Here is a 20162-nt window from a genome sequence, read left to right as displayed (position 1 = left end):
CCCATGACTGTTATACAGTTATTAATTTTTCTTTTGACTTCAAAATTTCGGTTAAAGGTTTTCCCCAGTATTTAACCTCGATATTTAATTCTTCAAGAATATCTGTGACCCCAAGCTGATCTGAACATGCTTTGCATGCTGTGATAATTACCCCTTGCGATTGTGCCTCATTTATCAGCGCTTGAATGTCTTTATTTTCACTTACAAGTTTTGCCGGCGCACCCCAAATGATGATTGTTACTTTATCCCACCAGTTATTTTTTTTGGCATTAATTGCATACATAAACACCATTTTTTCTGAGGTCATTATATTATCATTCGTCCACAATATGTTTAATTCAGTAATTTCATTCATAATTGTATATCCGATTTATCTTTTTTGGGGATAGCGTTTCGGCTCTGCCAGGACTCGCCCGTCCCTAATTTAGTTCCCCTTGGCCGTGGATCAGAATCCACCCGTCCAGCCAGGGGTATACGGTTTCAGGGACAACCCAAGGCCGGACGGGGAGCTGAAGGAACGCTATTGGGGCAGATTCAGGACCACCCGGGCAATCCGGGCGGCAGCCTCTTTCGGGCTGCGGCAGGGGAGCATACCCGGAATATTCGGCGCCCCTGATAGGCCGAGCACCTTTTTTTCAAACTGCAGGCCAAAGGCAATCTCCGAAAGGGTGCCGTAGCTCCCGCCTATGGCCACAAGGCAAAGGGCGGCCCGGGTCAGGATTGCGTTTCTGGCCACGCCGATACCGGTGGCCAGCGGGATGGTGACATAGGGGTTGGCGGCACCGGGATTTTCATCGGGCAGCAGTCCCACACAGATTCCGCCGGCCTCGGCCGCCCCCTTGCAGGTAGCCTCCATAACCCCCTGGCGTCCGCCGCAGATCAGGGTCAGCCCCATCTGGGCAATGAGCGTTCCCAATGCCAACGCATCTGCAAGCTGTTCTTCCGACGCCTTTCGGCCGCCCAAAATTCCCACCGGGACCCGGCAACGGCCGCTTTGCTGCTGCAGCCGGGTGACCGCATCCGTTTCCGATACCGGGACAAGTTCCCCCGGAATGGTGTCAAGTTCGTCCCAGACCCGATTCGCCGGGGAAAAAATCCGCGCCGAGCGCAGATCAATAAGGTTGCTTTCTAAGTCAAAAGCCAGTGACATGAGAACACCTCCTGTAACGGTACATGTCGCAGGTCCCGAGTACCACAAAGGTCCAAGATCCCCTTTGTCCTGACATTAATTGTCACGTAAAAAATCAAGTAACGCGGAATTAAATGCGTCCGGTTGCTCAATGTTTACCATATGACCGGCAGCGGCCACCATGCAAAGTTGGGCGCCGGGAATTTGCTCGGCCATGCCCGTTGATTTTTCCGGCGGAATTGCCTTGTCTTCATGGGCGCCCATGATCAATGCGGGGATCTTCAACTGGGGCAGCAACGCCGATGAATCGCTCCGATCCCGAATCGCCTCCAGCCCCACAACCAAACCGGAGGGAGAAGCAGCCGCCATCCAGCCGCGCACCTCATCCACCAACTCAGGACGCTCAGCAACAGTCTGGTCAGCAAAAAGAAGCGGGGTAAAAGCAGTTGCCACCACATCCGGCCGACCGGCTTTAACCTCGGCGATCAGATGGTTGCGCTTGCCCCGGGCGGTTTCGTCGTCGGCATCAGCGCGGGTGACGATGAAACAGGCAGCGGAAAACCGTTCCGGATAACGGGCCAGCAAGTTGAGCATCACATACCCACCCATGGACATGCCGCCGACCACGGCTTTCTCGATACCGAGATGATCCAGCAGCACGATCAAATCATCGGCCAACAGATCCGTCGACCCGACCTCAGTGCCCGGTTCACTCTCCCCGAATCCCCTCAGATCAGGAACCACAGCCCGGAAACCGGCGGCAGCCAAAGCCTGCATCTGGGGCCGCCACATTTGACGGCAAAGGGGAAATCCGTGAATCAACAATACTGCGGGCCCCTCTCCTACTTCATCATAAGCCAATTGAATACCGTTAAGCTCCGTTTGCATATAACCTCCCGAATAAAATTAAGACCAACCAGTTTCACTCACCTGAAAAATATCCTACCAGCTCCCCCTCCGCACAACAAGCCCTTAAAAAAGACCGTTTTCATTGTTATCAGGCTTAATAACCAAATGGCTGCATAAAACGTCAACTTTCCCAAATGATGATTAAGAAAATGAACTTTGATTAAGGGTGTTATGCATTTATAAATAAAGTACGCGCTTATCATTTTGACCCTGTACAAGAAATTTATGAACTCAAGATTCCTCCGGGAAATCGGCTTGAGCAATTAAAAGGCGACAGGAAAAATCAATACAGTATCCGAATAAACCAACAATACCGTGTTTGTTTTATTTGGGAGGAGGGTCAGGCATATGAGATTGAAATTACAGATTATCACTGATAATGTTTCGAGGAGACTCCCCAAAAATCGTCCCCCAACGCATCCGGGAGAAATGCTTTTGGAAGAATTTGTCAAACCGCTTCATATCACCCAAACGGAACTTGCTCAAAAATTGGGCGTATCATATCCTCGTCTCAACGAAATTATTAAAGGTCGTCGATCAGTCCCCCCGGACACTGCGCTTAGATTGTCTCAAGTTTTAGGGATGCCCGCAGACTTCTGGCTTGGTTTGCAACAAAATTGGGATTTATGGCACGCAATGAATAGTCCAAAATCAATTGATATCAAAGAACTGAAACCACTCTCAATTAAGAAAGAAAATTGTGCTTAACATAACTGTTCCAGAATTTCGATGACGCTTAAATTGAATAGAAAACTGTCTTGACATTAGGGTCCACTTTATAGATGTCTGGTCAAAAGATCTTTATCTTTTTGGCACTTAAATGAAATAGATTAAAAAGATCGGAAGATAAAACAATGATCCATTAAACGCTTTTGGAGATAGTCTTCAAACAGTGAAGGGAAGTCTACATTTTCCCCTTGACAAAACTTATCATAGATGTCCCCCGAATTAGTAAAAAACGGAGGAGGCAGCGACCGTGCGCATTACTCGCTGGAAAACACTGAATGGCGCGCGGTGTCGGTGATGGCCACAACCGCCGGATGCTTAAGTATTCGCTCAACAGAAATCGCATAAAACCGTTCCTTGATATTGTCGCACCGGCCGATGATATCCACCTGGCACTGGGCTTTGACCTCTGATTCAATAATAGTAGGCCCCATGAACACACCGTCTCCGGCCTGCCCGAAGACTGTCAGCAGCGCATTGTCCTCAAATTCCGCCACCACCACCGGCCGAATGGATAAAGCGTCAAACCATTGATCGAGAGCCCCTCGGAGCCATGACATGGTCATGGGCATTACCATAGGAGCGTTATCCAGACAATTCGGGAATTTTTCAGACAGGCTTTGCGCCAGTTTTTTTTCGGCAAAAAAAGTGACGCCACATTCACCTAAAAAATGATTGTAGGTTTTCACGCTGGGACCACGTTGCGGCAATCCGTCGGAAATCACCAGATCAAGATTGTGCAGGGCAAGATCCGCCAGCAGATCTTTCTCCTTGCCTTCGTGGCAAGCCAGACGAACGGTTTTTTCCATACACAGGGCTGGTTCTATCAGCTTTCGGGCCATGAGCTTGGGCACCACATCCACGATCCCCACGTTCAGTGAAAGCGGGCCGACCACCGGTCGGTTGTGAATCTGATCCATCAATTCGCGCCCCAGGGGAAATATTTTATCGGCATATTGAAATACCAGCTGCCCCAGATCGGTGGCTTCCAGCTTTCGCCCCTGCCGGTTGAACAATTTCCCACCCAAAGATTCCTCCAGCTTGGTCAGCTGGGCACTGATGGTTGACTGCGCCAGTCTGAGCCGGATACTGGCTGCGGTAATGCTGCCTTCTCTCATAACTATCCAGAAATAGTAAAGATGATGATAATTAAGCCATTCCATACTCTGTTCGCTTTTTTCGAATAATAATCACTATATTATCTATTTGACCGAATCAACTGTGTTCTTTATTATTTATTTTTTTTTTACTGCTGAACCTTAAATCTATGGACACACTATCATGAAGCCGGCAAGAGGGTCTACGGTTTTGACGTGAAGATAATTCGGTTTGTCAACAACCGCTCAACCCAATAAAATAAAGGAAGTAACGTCTATGAAATATGCAATGAAATTGATGCTGATTACGGCCGGATTACTGGTGCTGCCGATCATGGTTTTTGCCCAGGCCGAGGCCTCCCATGCTGCGGCCTCCGGACTGACAGGCACCGCATACGGATATATTGCGGTAATCTTTTTTATCGTGGCCTATGCCCTGGTTCCCCTGGAAAATAATATCCATTTAAGAAAAAGTAAGCCCGTGCTGCTGGCTGCCGGCGCAATATGGGTTTTGGTGTCGCTGGCCTATACCAGTATTGGAGATACCCACACCGCCCATGATGCTATAAAGCACAGCCTTATTGAATATGCGGAACTGTTTTTATTCCTGCTGGCGGCCATGACGTACATTAACGCCATGGAAGAGCGCAATGTTTTCCAGCGTCTGCGGGCGATTCTGGTTTCCCGTGGCTTTTCTTTGAGGAAAATTTTCTGGATTACAGGGATTCTTGCCTTTATCATCTCCCCGATAGCAGACAATCTGACAACGGCATTGTTGATGGGAGCGGTGGCCATGGCTGTGGGCGGGAAAAACAAAGGATTCATCAGCCTTGCCTGCATCAATATCGTGGTGGCGGCCAATGCCGGCGGTGCGTTTTCGCCATTTGGAGATATTACCACCCTGATGGTCTGGCAGAAAGGTAAAATAGCTTTTTCCGAATTTTTTGCCATCTTCATCCCCTCACTTGTAAACTGGCTGGTGCCGGCCGTGGTCATGAGCCTGTTTGTGGACAAAGATGTTCCCGAGAGCATAGGCGAATCCGTCACCATGAAGTACGGGGCCTGGGTCATTATGGGACTATTTCTGGCGACCATTGTGACGGCAATCTGTTTCCACAATATGCTGCATTTGCCCCCGGCGGCCGGCATGATGCTGGGGCTTGGATATCTCGGGGTGTTTTCCTATCATATCAAGCGCCATGAGAACCAAAGTCATAAATACGACCCCATTCTCGGGGTCCGTGATACCAACTGCACCCCGTCATCTGACGTTATACCCTTTGATGTCATGAAAAAAATATCCAGGGCCGAATGGGACACCTTGTTGTTTTTCTATGGCATTATCCTTTGTGTGGGCGGACTGGCCCAGTTTGGATACCTTGCATTAGTCTCTAAATTTATGTACCTGGATCTCGGAGCCACCTGGGCCAACAGCCTTGTGGGTGTCCTGTCGGCCGTTTTGGATAATATTCCGGTGATGTTCGCAGTTCTCACCATGGATCCGTCCATGTCCCACGGCCACTGGCTTCTGGTCACCCTGACAGCCGGCACCGGCGGCAGTATGTTAGCCATCGGCTCTGCGGCCGGCGTGGCGCTAATGGGAGCGGCACGGGGCACTTACACCTTCGGGGGACACCTGAAATGGACCCCGGTAATCGCTGTGGGCTATGCCTTAAGTATAGTTTGCCATTTGTGGCTCAACAAGGCGATGATGTAAACAAAAAAAACAGCGACCATGGGCATTCAAATCGACCTATGGCCCTTAATGCCTATTTTCATAAATAGTGTCTGAACGAAAACCTGGAAATTTTGTCGACAGGTTGTTACGAAATTGATAATTTTTTCCAACGAAGAAATTGGGAAAATTAGCATTCAGTAACGGCCTGTCGAGTACAATGAGTTCATGACATTACAGGCGCTTGCTAATCTTTTTATTCTCTGTTATATCCTGCTTGAAAAAATTGCAGGAGCACGGTTTCATGCAGCACAAAAAGATTTTTTACGGCTGGACTATTGTTGCCGTGGCGTTTTTGATCGGCCTTACACAGGCCGGTGTATTCCAGAATGTCCTATCTATCTTCCTCAAACCCATGGCCGATGAGTTCGGATGGAATCGTTCCATCATCACCGGTTCCATTGCTGTGGGTTCCCTGGCCGGCGGAATCCTCTCCCCTCTGGTTGGTCCGTACCTGGATCACCATGGCCCACGAAAAGCGGCGTTCTGGGGCATTACCATCTTAAGCGCAGGTCTGATTGCACTGTCACAGCTATCTTCAGTTTGGCAACTGTACCTGTTTTTCGGAACCGGGCGGATGATTGCGTCCGGTCTGCTGGCGCTGGTGGTCACGGTGAGTGTCTCCAACTGGTTTATTGAAAAACGGGGAAGGGCCATGGGTATTTCCCAGCTGGGAAGCCGCATTGGCATCGCTTTTCTCCCGTTGCTGGTACAGCATATCATTATTTCCTATGGGTGGCGGACGGCCTGGGCCGTATTGGGAATTATTGTATTTACATGTTCGGCCCTGCCAAGTCTGATTTTTTTAAAACGAAGACCCGAAGACGTTGGATTGCTGCCCGATGGCAGAGCGCCGGAAGAAAGTTTAGCAACTGGGGTAGAAAGCCCGGATGAAAAAAGCCAGGCTTCCCGCTTTAACATAGAAGATGAACCCGTGTGGACCCGGAAAACCGCTGTTCGTACCACTGCATTCCGGCAACTGGTATGTGTCATGTGTGTGATTTATCTGGTCGGGGCCGGGTCTAATTTTCACCTGTTTCCGTTTATGACGGACCAGGGACTGCCGCCAACCATGGCCGTTTTGGTCATCACGGTTTTATCGGTTTGCGCCGCATTTGGCGGGGTGTTATTCGGTTTTCTGGCAGAACGGATCTCTGTTAAAAAACTCATGGGAGGGGTTCTGATCACCATCGGCATCCTCTTCTATTCGGTTTTTTGGGCCGTCAAGGAACCTGTGTGGATGTTTATCTTTGCCGTTGTGTACGGAACCATCCGGGGCGGTGTTCTGCCGTTAATATTTCTGCTTTGGACAGAATTTTACGGCAGAAGATCATCCGGAACCGTGCTGGGGATTGCCGGTCCTTTCCGGATGGCTGCAAACGCAGCCGGGCCTGTCTCAGCGGCGATCTGTTTTGACCTTTTCCATAACTACTGGATTCCCTTTTCAGTCTTCAGTGTTCTCCTGCTCATGGCCGGCTTTTTGTGCTTGGTCGCAAAACCTCCCGTCAGCCCCAAAGAACTTTAAGACCGCCCCCCCTTTTCCCGTATATAATCGGCAAGGGATTTAAGCGTTGCTAAAATGTCACGTGCCTGGTCCTGGGTGTCGATCCGGATACCATAGACATCCTGAACCATGACAACAATTTCAACGGCATCCAGGGAATCCAGCCCAAGCAGGGAGTCTGGTCCCACTATAGGGGCGTCCAGTGGAAAGTCATCCGGAATATCTTCCTGGACATTGCATAGTTCGACAATGGTTGTTAACAGCTCTTTTTCCAGCATTATATGTTACCTTATTTTTTGTATTTAAAAGAGAGATGGGAAACCCCTGAGGCCGCAATTCCAAACAAGATCAGATAACCTGCTTCGGGCAGCACATCTTTGATCTGTTTGCCCCGCAGAAGAATATCGTAGAATGCGTCCAGGGCCCATGCCAGGGGAGATAAGTTGCTGATTAACTGCATGGGGCCCGGCATCAGATAAACAGGTACGATGATACCGCCAAGCGCTGCGGCAATCACAATGGTTGTGGGACCAATGACAAGGGCCTGTTCATAGGAGCCTGCAAGTTGCCCCAGCATCATGCCGTAATTTGCAGCGGCCACCGCACATGCGGCAATAATAATGAACACGGCAAGCCATGGGCCGTCTACGACAAAGGCGGGCAGACCCAGCAGGGGAAAAAGAAATTTACCGATCAAAAAAACAAAGAAGAACTGAATCAGGCAGACACAGATGTAGGCGGCAATCTTTCCAAAAATAAATATAAATCCCGGGACGGGCATGGTTTTCAACCGGTCCAGGGTTTTATTTTCACGCTCCTGAATCATGCTTCCGGCAAGGGGGACACAGATGAAAAAGATGCCGAACAACGCCCAGGCCGGCACATTTTGCTGAACCGATGTCGGCATTTTAATGAATCCGAATTCCGTTGCCCAAGCCTCTTTAATATCAAACCACTGAGCAGGAGGTGAAGCATCCGGCGGCCTGTCTGTAGGAAAAACGGCTTGCCGAAGTTTGATCTCATACTCCAGGCATAAAAGCACCTTTGAGACGGCACTTAACACCGCAGCCCGGAATCCCCCCTGGACCGAAGGATCAAAATATACGGTGATCTGTCTGCCGTTGGTGCCGGGGGAACCGGTCTGCCCAAGGGCAAACAGCCGGGCTTGGTCAAAGGCAAAGTCTGTGCTGCCTTCGGGGATAATAATACTGAACTGGTACTGCCCTTTATTCACCAGGGCTTTTGCGCAGGTCTCGGTGTTACAGCCGACATCTTTACCCCTTACGGCGATAATATTGTCCGAGTCCTTTAAACCTTTAAAAATAATTTTCCCGATCTCATTTTTATCATTATCGAGGACCAAAACATGGGTGGTCGGGTTCAGCACTTTTTCCTGCACAAGACAGACAATGGTCACCAGCACAGCAGGCATGACAAACAACAGCACCAACCCCACCCGGTCCCGGATGAGCAAAAGCAGCTCTTTTTTTAATGTGGCAGCCAAAAATCCCATTAACAATTATTTCCCCGTGGTTTTCAAAAACAGCTCATTGAGGTTGCGGTATTTGCCGTTGCCGCTAATCAGCTCATCGGTGGCACCTTGGGCAAGGCAAATGCCCTTATCCATGATCAAAACCCGGGAACAGATTTTTTCGGCCTCTTCCATGTAATGGGTCGTATAAATCAGGGTGCTGCCCTTAAGGCTTAACTGCTGAACCCGGTCAAGCAATGCGTTGCGCGAATGAACATCCATTCCCACAGTGGGTTCATCCAGGAATATCAACGCCGGATCGTGCAGAATCCCGCAGGCAATATTAAACCTGCGTTGAATGCCCCCGGAACATTTTGTGATGAGCTGATCGGCAAACTCATTCAGGTCAAACAATGCCAGGGTTTCGGGAAGTTTTAAATCCAACTCTATTTTTTGGAGCCCAAATAACGTGCCGAAATAGCGCATGTTTTCCCGTCCGGTGAGTTTTGGAAACAAAGCGATTTCCTGGGGGATCAGACTGATAAGGGGCCTGACTTTAAACGGATGTTTCAAGGCGTCCACGCCGCAGATCCGCACGCTGCCCCGGGAGGGTTTTATCAAGGTGGACAAAATTGAGATGGTTGTGGTTTTCCCGGCACCGTTGGGCCCTAATAGTCCGAAAATCTCACCTTTTTCAACCCTTAAAGTCAGGTCGGTCAGGACATCTTTTTGGCCGCCCGGATAGCGTTTTCCCAGGCCTCTGACTTCAAGAACAGATTGGGAATCATCAGCCGGCAATGGACAAAAGTTCCTTAAAGGTACGGGTTTCGATATCAGCGCAGGTATTGAGGACCTGACGCATGGCCTGTACCGAGTCGTCCTGGGTTGCCCGGCCTTTACAATGCCTTGCAGCCTTGACGGCAAATCTGCGCCACAGATCTCCGGAAGCCGTCATCTGTTCAGCCATGGTGATCAGCCGCGGGTCATCCAATATCCCGGCGGCCTGCTGGAGAAACGCCGAATACATGAATCGAAACCCCCCGCCGCCGGTACCGATCTCCTCTTGCATCCGTATGAGTTGACCCAAAAGGAGCACGGTTTTTTCATTGCCGAATTTTTTGGGCCACCGCTCAACGCACTTTCCCAGAAAACGAATCCCCCGGGTGCCCAGAAACGGCACAGGCGTTTTCACCATGCTTTTTGCCGCACCCTTGAGCCCGGTCAATAGAGCGGGTTTGAAATCAATTTTTTCAGGGACCCTCGTAATCCGGTACATGCTGCCTTTGGGTGCAAGGGCTCCCTTTGCAAACCGGGCCAGGGCCAGGTCCTTTGCCGGGCACTCCACAACAGAAGGGAAAACCGGGTCACTGATGATATAGTTATCCCCCTCTTTGCCGATCACCACGATATTGTGCATGTTAAAATGGAATCTCAAGGCCGGGGGAAAATATGGAAGCCAGTACCCGCCGGTCCGGCAACCCACAGGATGTCCCTTGTCAAGCTCCCGATCCAGTGCATCCATGGCTGTGGGGACACTGGAAAATTTCTGCCATTTGACATCAATGCCCAAAGCGCGGGTCACACTTTTAAATATTTTGCCCACCGGGCACCGAAAGGTTGTCAACGGCAGTTCATTGACCTTGATAAACGGCAGATATCCAAAAAAGATACCCTGGCCCATGCCAAAGGCCAGGGCTTCTGAAAGCTGTTGATCACTGTCTTTTACGGCATCATTGATCAGGTTTGCAGTAACCCCGCATTCACAATGGGCAGACTGGGTATGTTTAAAATCAATTATCATCTTTAATCTTTATTTTTATCTTCATCTTAGGGAGAGGAGGGGCAATCCATGGCCGGCTTGTCCGGCAGCGACTTTAACTCATCCACGGATACATTGAATAATGCGGCGTATTTTTCCAGTACATTCACTTTAATTTTTTTGAATACAGCCGGTTTAAGATGCCGTTTAACCTGCCAGCGGTACAATCCCATATACTGGGCAAGAAGCCTGACATCCATCTGGTTGCACACCATATAAAACCCAATGGGACTGAGCTTTCCGTCAAGAATATCTTCACGGGCCTTGTCTATTTTCTTTTCAATGGCCTGCCATGCCTGTCTGTTGGCGACATTTTTGGGATCCCATCCAATACTTTGCGCCAGGCTGTAATTTCCGTTCTGATCCACGGCATAGCATATTTCTCGGCCATAATCGTCTAAAATACCGGGGTCTTGGGGGACGTCTTTGATTCTCATGACAGATAAAAACTTAGATTAAAAAATGGGTTAAAAAATAGTATATTAAAAGTTTGCTTACGACTTACACTGAATTAATCGTTAAAAACAAGCCTAATTTTACAATATGCTTCCATTGGTGTGCCTGAAATGATATTTCGGAAAGAAAATTTTCCAACAGGGTCGCGTCTGCAAATCACCATCCTGATAATAGGAGCTAAAGCATGTTGTTTTTCTGCCTGAAAACCGAATTTAACAAAATATCCTGCGGGAATCTGGGAATATAAACGATGACATCCGGCGCTTATATTGCTGCAATGGGAATTATCTCCGCTTTGGGAACAGGTACGGACAGCACCTATCAGGCCCTTAAAGGCGGCAAATCCGGTCTGGCTTCCGTGGATTTTTTTCAACTCAACCGTCCGAATTTTCCCAAGGTGGGTATGGTCCCCGGGACAATCAAAAATACGCTTCCCAGAACACACGCGCTTGCCCGGATCGCTGCCGGACAGATCATGGCGCAATGCAGCCGGGTCCCGGATGCCGTCGTCTTAGGCGCCACCACCGGGGGGATGCTGACCTGCGAATCCCTGCTCAAAGCCAAAGAAACCGATCCCAAACGGTTCCGATACCACGGTCTGGGCACGGTTGCAGAAGATCTTGCCGACCTGATGGGCTGCACCGGCCCTGCCATCACCGTGTCCACAGCCTGTTCTTCGGGAAATGCGGCCCTGACAATCGCTTTGGAGATGATCCGTTCCGGCCAGGCCGAAACCGTCCTGGCCGGAGGCGCGGACGCGCTGTGCCGGATGACCTGCTTTGGATTTCAGTCCCTGCAAGTGGTTGACCCGGCAGGGGCCCGTCCCTTTGACCAAAAACGTTCAGGCATGAGCGTTGCCGAAGGAGCAGGCCTGCTGCTGCTTGTCTCCCAAAGACCTGAAAATCCCGTGGCTGAACTGTCCGGCGGCGGCCTGTCCTGTGATGCATACCACGCCTCATCTCCGCACCCCGAGGGGAACGGCGCGTTTGATGCCATGGCAAAAGCCATGGATGACGCCGGCGTCACCCCCGAACAGATAGATTACATCAGCCTCCACGGTACAGGCACCCAGGCCAATGACAGGGCAGAGGCCATGGCCGTGAACCGGCTTTTTAACCCAGACAAACCGGCGGCATCGTCGGTAAAAGGCGCCACAGGCCATTCCATGGCCGCTGCCGGGGCCATCGAAGCTATCATTTCTGCCATTGCTGTATCCAAAGGTATCATTCCCGGCAATACCGGGTTCAGTACGCCGGATCCTGAACTGAATTTCATTCCCGTGCACCGCCCCATACAACAGCCCGTTCACCGGGTGTTGTCAAACACATTTGGATTTGGCGGGAATAATGCGGCCATTGTGATATCAAAAACAGAAAACCAGACATCCGGGACCTGCGCCCGGGAGGCAAAGAGGGTTCAAAAACCCCAAATGGGTCCCATGTCGGTTCTGGGTTACGCCTGTGTGACAGGTGCGGGCACCACGGCTGAAAGCCTGGGCGCATTTTACAAGGGGCAGTCCCTGGCAGGCATGATCGCGGACAAAACCCTGACAGACCTGCTCACCTTGAAAAAAGTGCGGCGGATGAAACGATTCTCCCGCCTGATGCTGGCCCTGGCGGTCCTGGCCGGAAAAGAGACACCCCCCGACATATCCCCGGCATCCATTATCGGCGGCACCGGATGGGGGTCGCTTTCGGAGACCTGGGACTTTCTTTCACGGCTTTTTGCAGGCAATGAAAAATCCTCCAGCCCCATCGATTTTGTGGGATCAGTTCACAACGCCGCCCTGGGCCATGTGGCCATGGAGCTTGGTGCAAAAGGGGCAAACATCACCACCACAGGCGGGGATGCCTCCTTTGAGCAGGCCCTTTGGACCGCCGGGATTCTGGGTAAAAAGGACCATACCCACATGATGGTCATGGGCGGGGATGAACACCATCCTGATCTGTCTTTCAGATTTGACATGTCCGTGGTCCCGGAAGGCACGGCGGCGGACGGCGGCGGTGCCCTGGTGCTGGCTCCGGGGGCGGTTCCCGGCAACCCCACCCTGACCCCCCGCCTTTTCATGAAAAATGACGACCGCCTTGAACCCAAAGAGACCCTGGCAGACCTTACCCGGGAACTGCCGGATTTCAATGACAGGTATGGTGCTGTCATGGCCGGTATTCCCAAGGCGCTTAACGCCCGGGGAAAGGCACTGGCTGATGCGTTGCCCAACGCGTTTTCGTCGTCCATACCCATCCTGGATTACCGCCGTCTTACCGGGCAATTTGCCACGGCCCCGGCTGTTGCAGCCGTGCTTGCCGTGGATGCGGTAAAAAACAACCGACTGCCTGACCCGAATTTTCCGGGACAATGCGTAGACCTTCAAGGCCGGGGGATACTCCTTTTAGGCCTTGGCCGGCACCTGACCGCCGTTGAGGTGATGCCTGGATGAAAGTGCTGCTGATTTCGGCCAATACCTTTATAGAACCCTACCCTGTCTATCCCCTTGGCCTGGATTATGTGACCGGCGCCATCGAAAAGGACCACACGGTTCTGATTGCCGACCTTAATCTTGAAAAAACCAAGGCAGACCTTCCCCGGCTTCTGGCCGATGAGGCGCCCGATGTCATCGGCATCTCCATCAGAAACATCGACAATACCGACAAAACCGACCCCAAAGGCTTTATCCACCGATACCAGGATCTTACCGCCACAATCAGGGCCCACTCGTTGGCACCCATTGTCCTTGGGGGCAGCGGTTTTTCCATATTCCCCAGTGAAATCATGGCGCTTTTGGATGCGGATTACGGCATTGCAGGGGAAGGAGAGCAACTGGCAGAACTTTTAAAAATGATAGAAAAAAAAATCTATCCGGACCGGGCAACGAGAACATCGGTGGCAGCCCAAACCATACCAGGACTCTTTGTCAGGGGCGAATCCGGCACAGGCAATCCGGGAAAGTCCCACACAATGAAACAACAATTTCCCCGGGCCTTTTCTCCCCAATCCCCCCATCTGAACTTTTACCTGACCCGGGGGGGGATGCTGAATCTGCAGACCAAACGGGGGTGTCCCTTTGCCTGTGTGTACTGCACCTATCCCCTGATTGAGGGCCGCAAAATGCGCCGTTTTGATCCCCAGGAGGTGGCAGACACGGCATTAACCCTGGAAAAAGCCGGCGCCAGGTACCTGTTCATCACGGACTCGGCCTTTAACGCAGATATCGACCACAGCCTGGCCGTGGCCCGGGCCTTTCAAAAACGAGGCGTATCCATTCCCTGGGGCGCCTATTTTGCCCCGGTCACACTGCCTGACGGCTATTTTGAAACGTTGAAACAGGCAGGGCTGGCCCATATAGAATTCGGCACGGAATCTTTATGCGATTCAGTACTTAAGGCATACGGCAAGACATTTTCCCAGGCCCAGGCAGTACAGACCCATCAGGCCGCCGTCCAGGCAGGGGTGCACGTTGCCCACTTCATACTTATGGGCGGCCCCGGAGAAACACCGGTAACCCTGGACCAGACCCTGGAAAGACTGACGACCTTAAAAAAAACAGCGATTTTCTTTTACCTTGGCATGCGCATCTATCCGGGCACGCCCTTGTATGATCTGGCAATCGGGTCCGGACAAATCAACGAACACCAATCCCTGCTTGATCCGGTGTTCTACCACAGTCCCGCCATTGAAACCGCATTGATCATGGAAAAGGTGCAGGCCATGGCAAAGGACCGAACCAACTGGGTCGTGGGCACCGGAGGCGATGCCACGTCCCGAATTTTAAACGCCATGTACAAGAAAGGATTATCAGGGCCTTTATGGGAGTTCCTGATTCGATAACCCTTATGAATTTCATTCTTTTTATTTTAATCAGCCTGATTCTGGTGTGGATTTCCCGGCATACCTTGAAAAATTATCGCAGCCATGGCTTTTACCGCTTTTTTGTTTTTGAAGGCATTGCCGCACTGCTCGCGTTGAATCAACCTTATTGGTTTAATGATCCATTTTCAATACGGCAAATGTTTTCCTGGGCACTGCTGATCTGTTCCATCGGTTTTGTCCTGTGCGCGGTGAAACTGCTTCGCGCCTTCGGTGGATACAGCCGCCGTGATGACATGCCAGAAAATTTCACTTTTGAGAATACGGCGCATCTGGTTGATACAGGCTTATACCGGTTTATTCGCCATCCCATGTACGCATCTTTGCTGCTTTTGAACTGGGGCGCGTTTTTAAAGCATATCACCCCCGTCACCCTATCAATCAGTGTGATAACAACATTATTCCTGATTGCAGTAGCCAAGGTGGAAGAAAAAGAAAACCACATATTTTTCGGGGAGGCCTACACCGAGTATTGCAGCAAATCAAAGATGTTCCTCCCGTTTCTATTTTAATGTCTGAACGAAAACCTGAAAATTTGCGCCCGCCTTGTCATCGGCAAAAATTACGGTTTTCGGCCCGGCACTATTTTAGCCTTGTCTATGACGCGTCATTTTATTATATAACTTACCTTTAAAAAACCAATACAGGCAAGGCAAGGAAGCTGTCTATGAAAACAGTTAGTTCTCTTCTGGATCAACAGTGGTATGCACGATATAAAGCAATTTCCAAGCTCAACATAAGAAGTTCCATCTATGATGTAACCAATCGATGTAACCTGCGCTGCAAGGGCTGTTTCTTCTTTTCATCCGGCGAACACGAGGCGGCCAAAGAGCAGATGGATATTTCAGAATGGGAAGCCTTTATTGATCGGGAAAAGGAGCGGGGCGTCAACCTTGCCATTCTCATCGGCGGAGAACCCACCCTCTGCCTGGATCGGGTCGAGGCGTTTTATAAACGCATGCCCACCTTTGTTGCCACAAACGGATTGATCAAAGTGCCCAGGGAGCGTTTTCCGGATATGATGGTGGGCATTTCGCTGTGGGGCAGCAGTGATGACGAAAAGACATTAAGGGGAAAGGATACCTTTGCCATATCCAGCCGCCACTATGAAGGCGACCCCCATGTGTACTATCTTTTGACCATTACCCCCAAACTGGTTGGAAATATTGAGCCCATCATCCAAAAAATCCGCAATGTCGGACTTAAAGTGCATATGCAGCTTCTTTCCAATGACGAAGGCGTGGACGGATTCAGCTGGACAGAACACGAGCTTGCTGCCGTGTGTCAGGAGATGGACGAATTATTGGACCGCTATCCTGACACGCTGGTCTCCTCAAAATACTATCACAAGATTATCACCACAGGCATCATGTTAGGCAGACCATTCGGGTGGGCGGAGTGTCCCTCGGTGACCCAGCCCCTGGACGACCGGAAAAACAATCCCAAACGGCTGACCAACTTCATCCGCTGGGCCTCGGACCTTAAAACCATGCACCGCTGCTGCACCTCTGAAACCCGGGACTGCAAAACCTGCAAGGACGGCGCAGCCCACATGAGTTGGGTCATGGTCAATAAACGGGCCCATATGAACAGTACCCAGGATCTGCAGAACTGGATAACCGTATATGAAATGTTCGCCAAGCTGTATCAGTTCATTCCATGGTAAAAAAAAACGAACATAAAAAGCCGGTCTACAAGCACTTCGAAACGGAACACAAAGTCCCGTTCCACGACATGGACCCCATGCATGTGATGTGGCACGGCAATTATTATAAATACTTTGATGTGACAAGATTCGACCTGTTTAAAGCAGCGGGCGTTGACCTGTATGAATATTCTTTTTCAAAACAGGTCAGTTTTCCGGTAAGCCGCTCATCCATCAAGCATATTGCGCCCCTAAAATTTCATGACGAATTTATCTGCAAAGCAACCGTGACAGAGGCTGAATACAAAATTGGCATAAATTTTGAAATCCGGCTTAAAGAAACGGGCCAGATCTGTGCCCGGGGGAAAAGCGAACAGGTGGCTGTGCGTGTGCCTGAAATGACGCTTTTGTTTAGAATCCCCGAGGATATAACCTCAGCGCTTCTGGTGTGACCTCATGCCCAAAGGCCCTTTTTCATGCACGGACACACAACAAATCATAAACGCCCTTGCCATTGGCTACGAAAGGATTGTGGCCTGGGCGGATTTGCTGGATCAGGTCAATGTCTTTCCAGTCCATGATTCAGATACCGGCAAAAACCTGAAAATCAGCCTGGCACCGTTTAAGCAAATTAATCCGGATAATGGCGCGGGCAACGGCCATTGCAAAACATCTTCGAAGAGCTCGTTTAACCGGCTTATTAACAAGCTGTCAATGTCAGCCATCGGCAATTCAGGTAATATTTCAGCAGCCTTTTTTTCGGGCTTTTTATCCCATCCATTACCCGCATCGTTGCCCAATGCCGCCAGGCAGGGCTTAAATATGGCCATGAACGCCGTGGCCGACCCCAGGCCCGGTACCATGCTGGACCTGTTTGAAAGTCAGGCCCGTTTTTTTGACCAATGGGCAGGTGACGGCCAAGGTCAGAAAGCATCCTTTGATACTGATGAACTGACCGGTGTGCTCAAACAAAGTGTGGCCCAAAGCATCACCCGGTTGCCCGCCCTGCAGAAAGCAGGCGTCGTGGATGCCGGGGCCTTAGGGATGTTCCTGTTTCTGGAAGGATTTTTCAAAGCCCTTGAGAACCGGCAGGATCAATGTATCCCGGTCATGGAAAGTTTCAAGGACCAGCTCTGTGTGTCGACCGGATACACCGATCCATCACCACCGGCCTTTTGTGTGGATTTACAGGTCCGGATGGATCAAAGCCGCGACACCCCGGACGCGTTGATTAAAACCCTTGGCGACAGTATCGTTACGACACAAACCAACCGGTCCCTGAAAATCCATGTGCACACCAGGGACAGGGACGTGCTTAAGCAGCGGGTGTCTGAAATAGGGTCTATTACGGCATGGGATGCCGAACCCATCATCACCCGGCCACAAAAGACACCGGCCCGGACAAACCCAGACACGGTGGGCATCATCACTGATGCGGCAGGCGCCATCACCCTTGACCGGGCCGCAGAACTTGGCATCACACTCATGGACAGTTTTATCGTGACCGATGACGGCGGGTGTCCTGAAACCCTGGCAGATCCGGCCCGAATCTATGCAGACATGACCCGGGGCAAACGGATCATGACCGCCCAGGCCTCGGTATTTCAGCGCCAGGAGACCTTCAGAAAAATGTTGGGGCAATACGACCGGGTACTTTACCTGTGTGTGGGATCCGTGTATACAGGCAATTATGACGTTGCCGTCCGGTGGGTTGCGGACAACGGGCTTTCAGAACGGATGCACGTTGTGGATACCGGTGCGGCATCCGGCAGGCTCGGGCTTATTGCCGAAACCGTTGCCCTGGCAGCCGGCACCCTGAAGGACCCGGCGGAACTGGAAGCCCATGCGTTAAAAATTATTGGGGCCTGCGACGAACTGCTTTTCCTCAACCAGCTTAAATACCTGGCCATGGGTGGCAGAATGTCCAGGACAGGCAGTGTGGCGGGGGATATGCTCAGCATCCGGCCCATCATCAGTCCCAGGGCAAACGGCGCCCAAAAACTTGCCACTGTCAGAAACAGTGACGGCCAGATCCGGTATGCCGTCAACCGGCTTGAACGTGAATTTGGAAAAACTGCGTCACCAAGGATACTTCTGGAATATTCCGACAACAGGGCATGGGTGGCGGCCTCGGTCATGCCCCAAATACGTCAGGCCTGTCCCCGGGCAAATATTTCCCTTGTCCCGTTGTCTTTGACCTCAGGGGTTCATATGGGGCCGGGCACCTGGGGAATGGCATTTTTACCCGGCGAATTGACCCAGGGGGACATAAATGAAGGCCTTTGCCACCAAAACGTTTTCCAAGGAGGGTCTGTTATGAAAGTGCTCCTATTGTCCATGCCCGATGTGGCCCCCCTGGTCATTCACCAGGAAGCGGTACATTTCCCCAATCTTGGTATTGCCAGCATCGGCGGTAATATCCATGAACGGCATGAGGTCAGAATCATTGACCTGATCCGGAAGCGCCGGTCCATCCGGGTCTATCTAACGAAACAGCTGACAAGGCTTGCGCCGGATATCGTTGGACTTTCAGCCATGTCCTGGCAATGGGACACCTGTTGCCGGATTATCCGGCTGATCAAACGTGTCCGGCCCAGTGCCAAAATTGTGGTCGGGGGATATCATGCCACCTTGATGACCCAGGAAATCACGAAATCCCCGGAAGGTAAACTGATTGATTTCATTGTCCAGGGTGAAGGAGAGACTGCGTTTAAACGGTTGGTGGAAGCTTTGGACGGTCGTGACGCGTTTCAGGACATCCCCTCCTTGACTTACAGGGATGGCGACGAATTTTTCACCAATCCCATGGGGGACCTGCAGGATCTATCCCAATTAAAACCGCCCATCCGGGACAAACGGCGGCTGACCTGGGGATACCATGTGATGAACATGAAGGCCGAGGTGCTGGAGACCTCAAGGGGGTGCACCCGTACCTGCAATTTTTGCAGCATGAAACACATGTACGGCCGCACCTTCAGGACCTATCCCATTGACAGGGTCATTGCCGACCTCGACGACATCTACTACAATAAAAAAACCCGGCTGGCCTTTATTGTGGATGACAACCTGGTTCTGGATACCAATAGAGTTATCCGGTTGTGTGATGCCATCATTCAGCGGGGATACAGGCGCCTGAAACTGGTGGTGCAGGCCGACAGCCTGACCATGGCCACCAATGAGGATATGATCCGGAAAATGGCCGAGGCAGGGTTTAAATCCGTATTTTTAGGCATTGAAAATGTCTCAAAAACAAACCTTGCCGCAGCAGGCAAAGGGAATATTGTGGAATATTCAAGAAAGGCCGTGGCATTGTGCCAGAAACACGGCCTGATGGTCATTGGCGGCCTGATCTTCGGATTTCCCGATGATGACGAGACCGCCATCATTGAAAATTACCAGTTTTTAAAAGACATTAATGCCGATGCCGCCTATTGCCAGATCCTGACCCCCTATCCCAAAACAGGCATGCGGGAGCAGCTGATGACCCAGGGACTGGTTACCAATACCCTGGATTTAAAAAAATATAACGGCCTATGGGCCAATGTCAAAACCCGTCACCTGAGTGCCGACAGGCTGCAATACCTGTTCTGGTATCACCGCCAGACAGTGCTGGGATGGTGGGACCCGTCGGCCAGGGCCAAGGGAACCGGAAAATTATGGACAGGCATCTGGACATATATGTTCAAACCAATACTGCAACAGCAGCATGCCAGGGTCCTTAAAAAAAAGGGGTGGGACGGCATTTATAAAGATGTGTTAAAAGAACAGGAAAAGATGAACACCTTTGAAGGCCTTTAAAACACGAAA

General features: G+C 50.9%; 19 protein-coding genes. 10 read left to right on the top strand and 9 right to left on the bottom strand.

What is annotated here, in order from left to right; translation table 11 throughout:
• Positions 1-10: 10 nt before the first annotated feature.
• The 3 genes from EYB58_RS10625 to EYB58_RS10615 form a co-directional block, all read right to left on the bottom strand.
• Complete coding sequence (locus tag EYB58_RS10625) at positions 11-355, bottom strand: DsrE family protein (protein WP_111957887.1); 345 nt, start codon at positions 353-355, stop codon at positions 11-13.
• A gap of 165 nt (positions 356-520) precedes the next feature.
• Positions 521-1150: a TIGR00725 family protein gene (locus EYB58_RS10620; protein ID WP_111957889.1), complete on the bottom strand. Its 630-nt coding sequence runs from the start codon at positions 1148-1150 to the stop codon at positions 521-523.
• A gap of 75 nt (positions 1151-1225) precedes the next feature.
• Positions 1226-2017, bottom strand: coding sequence for an alpha/beta fold hydrolase (locus EYB58_RS10615; protein ID WP_111957891.1), 792 nt, complete (start codon positions 2015-2017; stop codon positions 1226-1228).
• A gap of 200 nt (positions 2018-2217) precedes the next feature.
• Here EYB58_RS10615 and EYB58_RS10610 point away from each other — a divergent pair, with 200 nt between their 5' ends.
• Together EYB58_RS10610 and EYB58_RS10605 are read left to right on the top strand one after the other, a co-directional pair.
• Positions 2218-2415: a type II toxin-antitoxin system RelE/ParE family toxin gene (locus EYB58_RS10610; protein ID WP_111958000.1), complete on the top strand. Its 198-nt coding sequence runs from the start codon at positions 2218-2220 to the stop codon at positions 2413-2415.
• Positions 2387-2746, top strand: a complete 360-nt coding sequence (locus tag EYB58_RS10605; RefSeq protein ID WP_111957893.1) for a HigA family addiction module antitoxin — start codon at positions 2387-2389, stop codon at positions 2744-2746. The genes EYB58_RS10610 and EYB58_RS10605 overlap by 29 nt, the downstream gene beginning before the upstream one ends.
• 275 nt (positions 2747-3021) lie before the next feature.
• Here EYB58_RS10605 and nhaR read toward each other — a convergent pair whose 3' ends face one another.
• Positions 3022-3927, bottom strand: a complete 906-nt coding sequence (gene nhaR / locus EYB58_RS10600) for a transcriptional activator NhaR (protein WP_111957895.1) — start codon at positions 3925-3927, stop codon at positions 3022-3024.
• 211 nt (positions 3928-4138) lie between these two features.
• On the opposite strand from nhaR, the gene nhaD reads away from it, so the two are divergent.
• Entirely contained in the window at positions 4139-5578 is a 1440-nt protein-coding gene (nhaD, locus tag EYB58_RS10595) for a sodium:proton antiporter NhaD (protein WP_111957897.1), read from the top strand.
• A 262-nt stretch (positions 5579-5840) separates the two neighbouring features.
• Complete coding sequence (locus EYB58_RS10590; protein WP_111957899.1) at positions 5841-7121, top strand: MFS transporter; 1281 nt, start codon at positions 5841-5843, stop codon at positions 7119-7121.
• Here the strand turns inward: EYB58_RS10590 and EYB58_RS10585 are convergent.
• Genes EYB58_RS10585 through EYB58_RS10565 form a run of 5 tightly spaced genes read right to left on the bottom strand, consistent with a single transcriptional unit; the run spans position 7118 to position 10827 of the window.
• Positions 7118-7378, bottom strand: a complete 261-nt coding sequence (locus EYB58_RS10585) for a phosphopantetheine-binding protein (protein ID WP_111957901.1) — start codon at positions 7376-7378, stop codon at positions 7118-7120. The two genes, EYB58_RS10590 and EYB58_RS10585, sit on opposite strands and share 4 nt — an antisense overlap.
• Positions 7379-7389: 11 nt before the next feature.
• On the bottom strand, positions 7390-8613 hold the full coding sequence (locus tag EYB58_RS10580) for an ABC transporter permease (RefSeq protein WP_131072046.1): 1224 nt from the start codon (positions 8611-8613) through the stop codon (positions 7390-7392).
• A 6-nt stretch (positions 8614-8619) separates the two neighbouring features.
• On the bottom strand, positions 8620-9369 hold the full coding sequence (locus tag EYB58_RS10575) for an ABC transporter ATP-binding protein (protein WP_111957905.1): 750 nt from the start codon (positions 9367-9369) through the stop codon (positions 8620-8622).
• Entirely contained in the window at positions 9359-10372 is a 1014-nt protein-coding gene (gene darH, locus EYB58_RS10570) for a BtrH-related acyltransferase DarH (RefSeq protein WP_111957907.1), read from the bottom strand. The genes EYB58_RS10575 and darH overlap by 11 nt, the downstream gene beginning before the upstream one ends.
• Positions 10373-10398: 26 nt before the next feature.
• Positions 10399-10827: a DarG family dialkylresorcinol biosynthesis protein gene (locus EYB58_RS10565; protein WP_111957909.1), complete on the bottom strand. Its 429-nt coding sequence runs from the start codon at positions 10825-10827 to the stop codon at positions 10399-10401.
• Positions 10828-11096: 269 nt separating this feature from the next.
• Between EYB58_RS10565 and EYB58_RS10560 the strand changes: the two genes are divergently transcribed.
• The 6 genes from EYB58_RS10560 (at position 11097) to EYB58_RS10535 (ending at position 20153) form a co-directional block, all read left to right on the top strand.
• Positions 11097-13283 (top strand): beta-ketoacyl-[acyl-carrier-protein] synthase family protein, encoded by a 2187-nt coding sequence (locus EYB58_RS10560; protein ID WP_111957911.1) that lies wholly within the window; start codon positions 11097-11099, stop codon positions 13281-13283.
• Positions 13280-14671: a B12-binding domain-containing radical SAM protein gene (locus tag EYB58_RS10555; RefSeq protein WP_111957913.1), complete on the top strand. Its 1392-nt coding sequence runs from the start codon at positions 13280-13282 to the stop codon at positions 14669-14671. The genes EYB58_RS10560 and EYB58_RS10555 overlap by 4 nt, the downstream gene beginning before the upstream one ends.
• Positions 14650-15222, top strand: a complete 573-nt coding sequence (locus EYB58_RS10550; RefSeq protein WP_242637619.1) for a methyltransferase family protein — start codon at positions 14650-14652, stop codon at positions 15220-15222. Before EYB58_RS10555 ends, EYB58_RS10550 begins: the two co-directional genes overlap by 22 nt.
• Positions 15223-15377: 155 nt before the next feature.
• Positions 15378-16376: a radical SAM protein gene (locus tag EYB58_RS10545; RefSeq protein ID WP_111957915.1), complete on the top strand. Its 999-nt coding sequence runs from the start codon at positions 15378-15380 to the stop codon at positions 16374-16376.
• The gene (locus EYB58_RS10540) at positions 16370-16807 is read left to right on the top strand and encodes an acyl-CoA thioesterase (RefSeq protein ID WP_111957917.1); all 438 of its coding nucleotides are present in this window, start codon (positions 16370-16372) and stop codon (positions 16805-16807) included. The genes EYB58_RS10545 and EYB58_RS10540 overlap by 7 nt, the downstream gene beginning before the upstream one ends.
• A gap of 4 nt (positions 16808-16811) precedes the next feature.
• Positions 16812-20153, top strand: a complete 3342-nt coding sequence (locus EYB58_RS10535) for a DegV family protein (RefSeq protein ID WP_111957919.1) — start codon at positions 16812-16814, stop codon at positions 20151-20153.
• The last annotated feature ends 9 nt before the right edge of the window (positions 20154-20162 follow it).

This window comes from Desulfobacter hydrogenophilus, assembly GCF_004319545.1.
Taxonomy (GTDB): Bacteria; Desulfobacterota; Desulfobacteria; order Desulfobacterales; family Desulfobacteraceae; genus Desulfobacter; species Desulfobacter hydrogenophilus.
Note: the sequence above shows the minus strand (reverse complement) of the source record. Positions and strands in the feature narration are given on the sequence as shown.